The organism is Glycocaulis sp., from assembly GCF_052168375.1.
Taxonomy (GTDB): domain Bacteria; phylum Pseudomonadota; class Alphaproteobacteria; order Caulobacterales; family Maricaulaceae; genus Glycocaulis.
Window position 1 is genome coordinate 1 of record NZ_JBQLZR010000337.1, and the last position, 10,685, is coordinate 10,685.

Below are 10,685 nucleotides of genomic sequence, written 5' to 3' on the forward strand. Positions count from 1 at the left end.
TTGAAACTGCAATATCCAAACGTCAGAAAGAGATTGACGCAGCACGCCGGCTTCGGCTGCCTGCGCCGCGCAAAGGGCAGCCACAAAGGTTTTGCCTGACCCGACATCGCCGTGCACGAGCCGCATCATGCGCGTGGCCGTTTCCATGTCGGCTTTCGCCGCCTCGAAGGCGCGCATCTGGGCGCCGGTCGGCGTGAAGGGTGCAGCGGCAAGCACAGCCTTCACCTTGTCGCCAGAGCCTTTCAACTCGCGCCCCCGGCGTGCCTTGCGACTCGCGCGGGCGAGCTTCAGGGCCAGCTGGTGGGCCAGCAATTCATCAAAGGCGAGGCGGGTCCGCGCCGGGTCCGATGGTTCCATCGCCCTTGCGCCTTGCGGCGCATGGACGGTCCGCATGGCCTCCGCCCAGACGGGCCAGGCGGCAAGTTCCGGCAGTGACGGATCGATCCATTCGGGCAGGTCCGGCAAACGCTCCAGAGCGGCCCGCACGGTCTTGCGCGCCACATTGGCCGACAGGCCGGCGGTGAGGGGATAGACCGGCTGTATCAGATCCTCTGCGAGTATCTCACCGGGCTTTGCGACAAGGTCGGGGTGGACGATCTGGATTTCCGATCCGAAGCGTTCAGCCTTGCCTGACACGATCCGGCGCTCGCCGGGCGGCAGGGCGCGCATCAGATAGTCCTTGCGGGCATTGAAGAAGACCAGATGGAGGAAGCCCGTCTCGTCGCTCGCCCGGATCTTGTAGGGCTGTCGGAAGGTCGGCGGCGCGATATGCGCCTCGATCTCCACCTCCAGCGTGACAAGGCCGGATGAGCCGCCCGCACCGCACTCCGATACCGTCACTCGACGTGATCGATCGACGAGGCCAGTGGGAAGTGTGAAAAGCGCATCCTTCACCCGCCCGCCGCCAAACGCCTTTTCCAGCAGCCCGGCGAGCTTCGGCCCGACGCCCGGCAGGCTCGTCAGATCGGCAAACAGGGGAAAGAGGGACTCAGGGCGCATGGGATGAGTTTTGCCCGCGGGGCGGGCGGAGGGAAGGGCGCTGGCACAGGCAGGTGATGAAACCACCCTTTGCCTCATCCCTCGTGCCCGCTATATCCCGCGCCATGAGTGATGATCCGTTTTCCGACCCGAACACGCCCATCAATGATGCCGACCGCAGGAAGCGCCTCATGTTTCGCGCCTGGCGGCGCGGTTTCAAGGAAGCCGACCTGATCATGGGCCGGTTTGCCGAGGCGCGCCTTGCCGATCTCGATGCGGCCGAACTGGACGCTTTCGAGCGCTTGCTCGATGCGCCCGACACCGAGGTCTATGCCTGGATCACAGGACGCGCCGAAACGCCGGCCAATTTCGATGGACCGGTGCTGGATGCGCTGAAAAGTTTCCGGCACGAAGCCATCGTGAGCGACGGTCCGGGCGAGTAGATCTTTCCTGGTGGTGCTCAGCCCATCCGGGCTTCGCGCCTCGCATAGGCTCGGACGCGCGGCCAGTCCTCGGCTTGATCGGGGATCGCGCTTGCGGGCCGCCAGGCGGCCCGACAGGCGAAACGTCCGCCAGCACTGATGCGCGGGAACTAAAAATGGATCCCGGGTCAAGCCCGGGAACCCGGTGGAGAGGCTCAAAGCCATCAAGACCGGGGCCGCGGCCCCCGAGCCGGGACCCAGAGCAGAAAATTCAAACCCGCACGGGCGCAATAGTGCCTGTGCGGGCGCTAGCGTATTTATGGACGCCGAGATATGACCGACCTGAACCGCATTGCCACCGCACCCGAAAGCCTGACCGTCAGCGGTGTGCCGGAGGGCTATGACGCGCTTGTCTTTTGCGACGCAGCGCGGGCGCGTGGCGGCATCAATCTGTTTATCGCTTCGGACGAAGCGCGCGCGCTCGCCTTTGCCGATGCGTGTGCCTTCTTCTCGCCGGACATACAGCGTTTGCGCCTGCCCGCCTGGGATTGTCAGCCCTATGACCGGATCAGTCCCAGCCCGCGCACGGCAGCGCGCCGGGCAGGGGCTCTGCACCGTCTCGCCAACTGGGATGCAAAGCGGGACGGCACGCTGATCGTCATCGCGACGGTGAACGGCATGCTCCAGCGCGTTGCCCCGCGCAGCGTGATGGCAACGGCGGGCATCAGTGCCCGTCAGGGCGGGCTGGTCGAGGTGGAGCGCCTGACCACCTATTTCGCCGCCAATGGCTATACGCGTACAGCGACCGTGTCCGAGCGCGGCGATTTTGCCGTGCGCGGCGGGGTCATTGACGTCTTTCCGGCCAGCGCGGAAGAGCCGGTGCGGCTCGATTTCTTCGGTGACACGCTGGAATCGGTGCGCGCTTTCGATGTCGAGAGCCAGCGCACCACCCGCCAGTTGCCGGGTGTGGAATTCACGCCGGTCAGCGAGGTGCTGATCGATGCAGACGCGATCTCGCGCTTCCGGTCCGGCTTCCTGAAGCGCTTTGGCGGGGCGGTGTCTGGCGACCCGGTCTACGATTCCGTCAGTGCAGGCGCCCGCCCGCAAGGCGCCGAGCACTGGTTGCCGCTCTTCCATGAGCGCATGGAAACCGTGTTCGACTATCTGGGTACGGGCGGCCTTGTCGCGCTCGACCCTCTGGTGCGCGACGCCGTGGCCGAGCGCCTCGAACAGGTCAGCGACTATTATCAGGCCCGTCAGGATGCGGCTCAGGCCAATACCGGACGCGGGGCCTTTTCCGCTCCCGTCTATCGCGCGCTGGAGCCCGAAGCGCTCTATCTGACCGGTGATGAATGGGAGGCGCTATTGTCGGGGCGCGCCACGCGGCGCTTCACAGCGTTGCACGAGCCGGGCGAGAGCGTGGTTACCCTTCCGGGCCGTATCGGCCGGAGCTTTGCCGCCGAACGTCAGGCCGGTCACAACGTCTTTGACGCGGCGCGCCAGCACATCGTCCAGCTTCGCCAGTCGGGCAAGCGAGTAATGGTGGCGGGGTGGACCGAAGGGGCGTCTGACCGGCTGGCCAGCGTGCTGGGCGAGCACGGGCTGGCGCCGATTGCCATCGCGCGCGACTGGAATGCGGTTCAGAGCCTGCCGAAAAGCGCGATTGCGCGCGTCGTACTGCCGCTGGAGCAGGGCTTCGAGACGGACACGCTCGCCGTCGTTTCCGAGCAGGACATTCTGGGCGACCGCCTCGCCCGGCGGGTGCGCAAGCGCAAGAATGCCGACTTCATCACCGAGGCGGGAAGCCTTTCTACCGGCGACTTCGTCGTCCATTCCGATCATGGTCTTGGCCGTTATCTCGGCCTGAAGACGCTCACGGTGCAGGACGCGCCCCACGACTGTCTGGAGCTGGAATATGCGGGCGGCGCCAAGCTCTTCCTGCCGGTAGAGAATATCGAGCTTCTCTCGCGCTACGGTAATGACAGCGAGACCGCGCAGCTCGACAAGCTGGGCGGCGTCGCCTGGCAGGCTCGCAAGGCAAAGGCCAAGAAGCGCCTTCGCGACATGGCCGACGAGCTCATCCGCATCGCGGCTGCCCGCAACGCCCGCGAAGGTGTGGTGATCGAACCGCCAGCCGGGCTCTATGACGAGTTTGCGGCCCGCTTCCCGTTTGCCGAGACCGACGATCAGCTGTCGGCCATCGAGGATGTCTTCGAGGACCTTGCGCGCGGCCGTCCGATGGACCGGCTGATCTGCGGCGATGTGGGCTTTGGCAAGACCGAAGTCGCCCTTCGCGCGGCCTTCATCACGGCGATGACTGGCAAGCAGGTCGCGGTTGTGGCGCCTACCACGCTGCTCGCACGCCAGCACTTCAACACTTTCGCGGAGCGCTTCAAGGGCTGGCCGGTCAAGGTGCGCCAGCTTTCGCGGCTGGTCAGTGCAAAGGAAGCGTCAGAGACGCGCAACGAGCTGGCGGAGGGGCGCTGCGAAATTGTGGTCGGCACCCACGCGCTGCTGGCCAAGACGATCTCGTTTTCTGATCTCGGTCTCCTGATTATCGACGAGGAGCAGCATTTCGGGGTGAAGCACAAGGAGCGGCTGAAAGAGCTGCGCACCGACGTGCATGTGCTTACCCTGACCGCGACACCCATTCCGCGCACCTTGCAGCTCGCGATGAGCGGTATTCGTGATCTATCGATTATTGCGACGCCGCCGGTCGACCGGCTGGCCGTGCGCACCTACGTCGCGCCATTCGATCCCGTAACCGTGCGCGAAGCGCTGTTGCGCGAGAAATACCGGGGCGGTCAGAGCTTCTTTGTCGTGCCGCGCATTTCCGATCTGGAAGACACGGCGGAATTCCTGCGTGAAGCCGTTCCGGAAATCAGCTTCGAAATTGCGCATGGCCAGATGGCGGCTACGTCGCTGGAAGACATCATGACGGCCTTCTACGAGGGCCGGTTTGATGTGCTGCTTTCCACCACCATCGTGGAATCCGGGATCGACGTGCCGACAGCCAATACGCTCGTGGTGCACAGGGCGGACCGGTTCGGCCTGGCGCAACTCTATCAGCTGCGTGGACGGGTCGGGCGCTCCAAGGCGCGCGCCTACGCCTATCTGACCACCCCTGCGCGCGAGAAGATTACCGAAGGCGCGGAAAAGCGCGTGAAAGTACTCCAGTCGCTCGACAGTCTCGGCGCCGGTTTCACGCTTGCCAGCCACGACCTCGACTTGCGCGGGGGCGGGAACCTGCTTGGCGAGGAGCAGTCCGGTCACATTAAAGACGTTGGAGTCGAGCTCTACCAGGCCATGCTGGAGGAAGCTGTCGCCTCGCTCAAGACCGATGCGCCCGCACTCGAGGAAGGTGACTGGTCACCGCAGATCAATACCGGCGCGGCGGTCCTCATTCCGGACTACTATGTTCCTGATCTTGATGTCCGTATGGGCCTTTACCGCAGACTTTCAAAGCTTGACACGAAGCAGGAACGTGAAACTTTCGCGGCTGAACTGATCGACCGGTTCGGCGCGTTGCCTGACGAGGTTGAAAGCCTGCTGCAGGTCGTGGCTATCAAGGCGCTTTGCAAGAAGGCGGGCATTGCCAAGCTGGATGCCGGGCCCAAGGGCGCGGTCGCGACGTTCCGCGATCACGCGTTTTCCGACCCGATGGCGCTGATCGAGCTGATGAACAGGCGGCCGGCCGACTACAAGCTGCGGCCTGACAACTCCATGGTGCTTCGCGGGGAGTTCGAGGACATCGCGGGACGGCTCAAGGGCGTACAGCGTCTCATTGGCCCGATTGCGGACGCCGCCAGCCGGGGCCGGGCGGCCTGAGACCGGGATCCCGCTTCCGATCAGACTGCAGCGAAAGCGGGTTGCTGTTCGCCAAGTCCGCTGAAAGCGCGCGCGATCAGCGCGGACGCCCGGTCGCCGGGGCCTGCCTCGACAGCCTGGTGGCGCAGCACGATCCGGAACGGTTGAAGCGGGTCGGACCCTTCATACGCAGTACACTCGGCAATCGCGGCAACGCGAGCGGCGACAACCTGCGCATCGGCTGCGCCCGTGCCAGGCAGGGCGAGGTAGAACGTGTCGCCAGACAGGCGCACGGCCAAGTCCTCTGCCCGCACACAATGGCGCAGCATTGAGGCAAACTGGTTAAGGGCGCCCGAGGCATGGCGTCCACTGGAGGGGCCGGCAGACCCCGGAACCGCAACGGTCAGACCGATTACGGACAATGGCAGCTTGCGGGTCTGTGACAGCGAAAGCAGGCTTGTCAGATGGCGCTGGCCGAAGGCTTCGCTGAAAAGGTCCGTTTCGCTGTCGAGGACCGCTGAAACACGGCAGGACTCCAGAAGGCCTTTCGACAGACGGCGCCGGCGGCGTTCCTGGGCAAGAGCCAGAATCCGGGCTGCCAGATCATCGGCTTCCAGCGAAGCGGGCAGGATATCCGATGCACCGCGCGCGAATGCCTCGTCAGCAGCCTGATAGACTTCCTGATGGCTCAGTAGCACCGTCGGCGTGTGATAGAGCCGTGTATTGCGGCGCATGGCCGAGCACACGGTATGGGCGATATCGGGCTTGGGCCGCGTGTTCAGGACCACCGCGTCGAATGCACGCTCATGGAGATAGTCAAAGGCGTTGAAGGTCGAGAAAGCGGCAATCGTTGCAGCGCCAGCGCGTTCCAGCGCGTGCTCCAGCCGCAGATAGGCGGGGTCCGGAGGGCCGGCATAGAGCACTGATATGGGGCCGGACTTCTGCTCGCCCTTGGCGAGTATCTGACCGGCATCGCCCAGATCGGCAAGGCGCTGGCGGGCGGCTTCTTCCAGTACGCCAAGGCGCAAGAGACCGCGAATGCGTGCAGCTACCTGGATCGGATGGGCGGGCGGCACGATGACTGCGTCCGCACCATCGAATGGGCCCGCAAGCGAGATGACCGCGCGCGTTCCGCCAAGAAGCGAGTGATCCAGAACTTCAAAGGTGACAACCGCATCGACAGCCTCGCTCTCGAGCGTGGCAGCCAGAGAAGAGGCGCTTGAGGGGCGGGCGGAAAATCCAAGCGCGCATAGCTCGCCGGCGAGTTCGCCCGCAGCTTCGGCGTCACCACACACAAGCAAGGTTACGGCACGCCCCATAGGTCCCCCGGGCCTGACAGGGCTGCCATTGTGTCGGTGTAATTTCAGTGTCACAACCCGAATTCCTTCAAATGCCTCAATTTTTTCTGCCCGGAGCAGCCCCATGAATGCACAAGGCCCTTTGCGTGGCGTTAAAGTCGTTGAATTTGTTGGCCTGGGACCTGCACCTTTCGCAGCCATGCTTTTGTCCGACCTCGGCGCCGATGTGGTGCGGATCGACCGCCCGGGTGCCCATGGCGGAGGCCCGGCCGAAGTTCTGGCGCGCGGGCGCCGTTCGGTGGCGTTTGATCTGAAAAACCCTGACGCAGTCAGCGCATGCCTCGATCTGGTTGCCCGCGCGGACATTCTGCTGGAAGGCTTCCGGCCGGGCGTCATGGAGCGTCTGGGGCTTGGCCCGGACGTCGCTCACAAGCGCAACCGCGCACTCGTTTACGGTCGTATGACAGGCTGGGGCCAGCACGGGCCGCTCGCCCATGCGGCGGGCCATGACATCAACTATATCTCGCTCACAGGCGCGCTCGACGCGATGGGAACGCCGGAAAGTCCGGCCATTCCGCTCAATCTTGTCGGCGATTTTGGTGGCGGCTCGCTGTATCTCGCCTTCGGCGTGCTGGCGGCCCTTACCCATGCCCGCACGACCGGAGAGGGCCAGGTGGTGGATGCCGCCATTGTCGACGGTGCTGCATCGCTGATGGGAGCCATTCACCAGCTTCAGGCCATGGGTGTCTGGAGCCGGGGGCGGGGCGAAAACCTGCTCGATGGCGGGGCAGCCTTTTACGGCACCTACAAGTGCGCTGACGGCAAGTTCGTCTCAATCGGCCCTCTGGAGCCGGAGTTCTACAGCCTGCTTCTGGAGACGCTGGGCCTTTCCGGCGAACCGGTGATGGCCAATCCCTACGATGCTAGCCAGTGGGGTGCTCAACGTGCAAGGCTGGAAGCGGTTTTCTCGACAAGGACGCGCGACGAATGGTCTGCGCTGCTTGAAGGCAGCGATGCCTGCTTTGCGCCTGTGCTGACGACCGATGAGGCCGCGGTGCATCCTCACATGGCCGAGCGCGGCGTCTTCACGGAAGTTGCCGGTGTTCGCCAGGCAGCGCCCGCTCCGCGCTTCTCGCGGACGCCTGGCGCCATTCAGGGACCAGCCCCAAAGCCCGGGTCAGACACCGACAGTGTTCTGGCAGACTGGGGGTTTGACCGGAATGCGATAGATGCACTGCGGAAAAAGGGCGCATTCGGCAAGCAGGCGTGAACCAGCCTTGCCTTGGTGCGTTGCACAAGGACGGGCTGTGCCGGGCAAGGTGTGAAAGGCGGATGGAGTGGTCGTACGCCGGCTGAGAGCCGCGAGAGAGCGTATCAATGCCGTGACCGGCTTTGGTCCGCTGGCAATCGTCGTGCGTTCGATCGCTCGCGTGCTCCAGCGCGAGATGATGCTCTATGCGGGCGGGGCGTCCTTCTTTGCGCTCCTGTCGATCTTTCCGGCAATTGCGGTCGTGGCATCCATCTACGGGCTTGTGCAGGATCAGGCCGACGCCGTCGAACAGGTCAGCCGCATAGCCCGCGTCCTTCCGCCAGAAGTTGCCAATCTGGTGATGAACCAGCTCTCCCGCCTTGCCACGACGTCACCTGCGCTTCTGACCCTTCAAGGCGTCATCGCGATGGCTATCGCCCTTTTCGCGGCATCGCGTGGCACCAAGGCCATCATCACCGGCCTGAATCATATCGCGGGCCGGGACGGGCTGCGTTCACTCGTGAAGTTCAACCTGATCGCGATACTGGCCGTTCTGGCCGGTGTTGGCCTGCTTATAGCAGCCAATCTTACCGTGATGATTGTGCCTGCGATCTTGAACCGCATCCTGGAGCCTCTTGGCTTTGGCGGAGAGGCGGTAAATGTCGTTATCAATCCCTGGAGTGTGTCGGTGCTCGCGATGATGGCAGCACTGATGCTGCTCTATCGCTATGTCATGCAGCGTGCGCGGGAAACCTCGTGGTTTGCGTGCGCTATCGGCGCCGGGGTTTCGACCGGCCTCTGGCTTGCCCTTTCGGCAGGCTTCAACACCTATGTCGCCACTGTAGTGAGTGTCTCGCTCTACGGTTCGCTGGGCGCGGTCATCATCTTCCTTCTGTGGATCTACTGGGCGGCCTACATCCTGTTTCTGGGCGGGGCCGTCGCCATCGAAGCCGACCGTCAGTATTTCCGGGTACCCGGAGACTGAACCGGGGCCATCATTCCCGTTCAGCGACGGTTCAGCTAGGCTATGGCGTTATACACTCGAAGTTCGGGCCATGTGTTCCCAGTCCCTCGCCGGATCCGGACTTCCTGGAGCCTCGCGCATCCAGACAGCGCCGGATCGGAGTCTAGCCTCCGGTCCGGCGCATTTCTTCTGAGGTCCAGGACCCGGCGCCCATGGACCCGGCTTTCCCGATCCGCTATTCCCACACACCGATGCATGCCGCAGGCAATTGGCCGCTTGGCGCAAGCGCTGTGGGCAATTATACAACGCACGTTGAAATTTATCCGGAGGACCCGAACGGTGAAGAAAGTCTATGCGGATGCAGCTGCTGCGCTTGAGGGGCTGACCTTTGACGGCATGACCGTGATGGCCGGCGGGTTTGGCCTGTGCGGCATTCCGGAAAACCTGATCCTGGCTTTGCGCGATAGCGGCGTGAAGGACCTGACGGTCATCTCCAACAATGCCGGCGTTGACGATTTCGGGCTTGGCCTGCTTCTGCATACCCGCCAGATCCGCAAGATGGTCTCGTCCTATGTCGGCGAGAACAAGACCTTCGAGAAGCAGTATCTCTCCGGCGAGCTCGAGCTGGAGTTCAATCCGCAAGGCACGCTGGCCGAGCGTATCCGGGCAGGGGGCGCCGGCATTCCGGCCTTCTACACCAAGACCGGTGTCGGCACGCTCGTTGCCGAAGGCAAGGAACACAAGGATTTCGACGGCGAAACCTATGTGATGGAGACCGGCCTGAAGGCTGATCTCTCCATCATCAAGGCGTGGAAAGGTGACAGCGAAGGCAATCTCGTCTTCCGCAAGACCGCCCGCAATTTCAATCCGATGATGGCCACTGCCGGGAAGGTCACGATCGCCGAGGTCGAAGAGATTGTGCCGGTCGGCAGCCTCGATCCTGATCACATCCACACGCCGGGCATTTTCGTCCAGCGCATCATCAAGGGCGAGCACGAGAAGCGCATCGAACAGCGCACCGTGCGCGCGGCATAACGGAGGAAACGAGCATGGCCTGGACCCGCGACCAACTCGCCGAACGCGCCGCCAAAGAGCTTGAGGATGGCTTCTACGTCAATTTGGGCATCGGCATCCCGACGCTTGTGGCGAACTACATCCCCGAAGATATGGATGTGACCCTGCAATCGGAAAACGGCATGCTCGGCATGGGCCCGTTCCCGACCGAGGACAAGGTCGACGCTGACCTCATCAATGCCGGCAAGCAGACCATTACCGAACTCAAACGCACCAGCTATTTCAGCTCGTCTGACAGCTTCGGCATGATCCGCGGCGGCCATATCAACCTGTCCATTCTCGGCGCCATGGAAGTGTCCGAAAAGGGTGACATCGCCAACTGGATGATCCCGGGCAAGATGGTGAAGGGCATGGGCGGTGCGATGGACCTCGTCGCCGGCGTGCAGCGCGTCGTCGTGATCATGGAGCACACCGCCAAGGACGGTTCTCCCAAGCTTCTCAAGGAATGCGCCCTGCCGCTGACCGGCAAGGGCTGCGTTGACCGCATCATCACCACCTATGGCGTGTTTGATGTGGTCGAGGACGGGCTGGAACTCATCGAGCTTGCAGACGGCGTCACGCTCGACGACATCGCCAAGTCCACCGAGGCGAAATATCGGGTAGCGTCCAAGCTGGCGGCTTGAAACGCCACTGATGAATGTGCGCCTGCATACAACTTTGGGTCTGACGGTCGCGGCCGGCACCGTTGCGGTCAGCGTACTCGCGCTGACCGGTGCGCTCTGGCCCTACGCTCCAGTCGATGAGGCACGGGCTCATCTGGCCTTCGCCAATAGTGCTGCGATCGTTGCCGTTCTGGGCGTCGGGCTATGTCTGGCCGCCGGAATGGCCATCTGCTCCGCACGCCCGGCAGGCAGCCGTCTGGACTTCGTTCCACCGCTGACCGCCGGGCTGAT

The 10,685-nt window shown here is 63.6% G+C and carries 8 protein-coding genes and 1 pseudogene; 7 read left to right on the forward strand and 2 right to left on the reverse strand.

Features of this window, described 5'->3' with window-relative positions:
* Positions 1–999: pseudogene (locus tag ACTS2Z_RS14050) on the reverse strand (ATP-dependent DNA helicase RecG); the annotation flags it as partial.
* A gap of 56 nt (positions 1,000–1,055) precedes the next feature.
* On the opposite strand from ACTS2Z_RS14050, the gene ACTS2Z_RS14055 reads away from it, so the two are divergent.
* Positions 1,056–1,421, forward strand: a complete 366-nt coding sequence (locus ACTS2Z_RS14055) for an FAD assembly factor SdhE (protein ID WP_442573829.1) — start codon at positions 1,056–1,058, stop codon at positions 1,419–1,421.
* A gap of 312 nt (positions 1,422–1,733) precedes the next feature.
* Positions 1,734–5,228: a transcription-repair coupling factor gene (mfd, locus tag ACTS2Z_RS14060; RefSeq protein WP_442573830.1), complete on the forward strand. Its 3,495-nt coding sequence runs from the start codon at positions 1,734–1,736 to the stop codon at positions 5,226–5,228.
* A 20-nt stretch (positions 5,229–5,248) separates the two neighbouring features.
* Here the strand turns inward: mfd and ACTS2Z_RS14065 are convergent, their stop codons facing one another.
* On the reverse strand, positions 5,249–6,526 hold the full coding sequence (locus tag ACTS2Z_RS14065) for a diguanylate cyclase domain-containing protein (RefSeq protein WP_442573831.1): 1,278 nt from the start codon (positions 6,524–6,526) through the stop codon (positions 5,249–5,251).
* 103 nt (positions 6,527–6,629) lie between these two features.
* Here ACTS2Z_RS14065 and ACTS2Z_RS14070 point away from each other — a divergent pair, with 103 nt between their 5' ends.
* From ACTS2Z_RS14070 to ACTS2Z_RS14090, 5 genes are all read left to right on the forward strand, one after another.
* A complete protein-coding gene (locus ACTS2Z_RS14070) occupies positions 6,630–7,775 on the forward strand; it encodes a CaiB/BaiF CoA transferase family protein (RefSeq protein ID WP_442573832.1) in 1,146 nt (381 codons plus the stop codon).
* Between the two features lie 67 nt (positions 7,776–7,842).
* Positions 7,843–8,739, forward strand: coding sequence for a YihY/virulence factor BrkB family protein (locus tag ACTS2Z_RS14075; protein ID WP_442573833.1), 897 nt, complete (start codon positions 7,843–7,845; stop codon positions 8,737–8,739).
* A gap of 318 nt (positions 8,740–9,057) precedes the next feature.
* Positions 9,058–9,753 (forward strand): CoA transferase subunit A, encoded by a 696-nt coding sequence (locus ACTS2Z_RS14080; RefSeq protein ID WP_442573834.1) that lies wholly within the window; start codon positions 9,058–9,060, stop codon positions 9,751–9,753.
* Between the two features lie 14 nt (positions 9,754–9,767).
* Positions 9,768–10,415 carry a CoA transferase subunit B gene (locus tag ACTS2Z_RS14085; protein ID WP_442573835.1) on the forward strand — a complete coding sequence of 216 codons (648 nt, stop codon included), beginning with the start codon at positions 9,768–9,770 and terminating at the stop codon, positions 10,413–10,415.
* 16 nt (positions 10,416–10,431) lie between these two features.
* The coding region (locus ACTS2Z_RS14090; protein WP_442573836.1) for a hypothetical protein at positions 10,432–10,685 on the forward strand (254 nt) is incomplete at its 3' end.